This window comes from Rhizobium sp. CBN3 (assembly GCF_030518245.1).
In the GTDB taxonomy this organism is placed as follows: domain Bacteria; phylum Pseudomonadota; class Alphaproteobacteria; order Rhizobiales; family Rhizobiaceae; genus Rhizobium; species Rhizobium aethiopicum_A.
Genome location: NZ_JAULSE010000108.1, coordinates 1 through 328 on the forward strand (window position 1 = coordinate 1; position 328 = coordinate 328).

1 pseudogene is annotated in these 328 nt (G+C 59.1%); it reads left to right on the forward strand.

Annotated elements, in window-relative coordinates:
• Nucleotides 1–172 (forward strand): annotated as a pseudogene (locus QWJ46_RS31175) (nitrogenase component 1); the annotation flags it as partial.
• Nucleotides 173–328: the final 156 nt, after the last annotated feature.

Below are 328 nucleotides of genomic sequence, written 5' to 3' on the forward strand. Positions count from 1 at the left end.
GGCAGCCGGCGGATGCGCTTTCGATGGCGCCAAGATCGTGCTGCAGCCGATCACCGACGTCGCGCACCTGATCCATGGGCCTCTCGGCTGTGAGGGCAATTCCTGGGACAATCGCGGATCGGCTTCCTCAGGTCCAACGCTCTGGCGCACGAGCTTCACGGCGCTGACCGAAGCAGGCGCCATTGAAAAGAAGCCTTTCGATGAGGAGGACTAAGAAATGGGTACATTGACAGGAAGTACGAATGGCCCTGCTGTCAACGAAGATGGGGATCTCGCCACCCCTTTTCTCAGATGCCTGATAAGGCTCATCCGCGCTCAGGATGCCCAT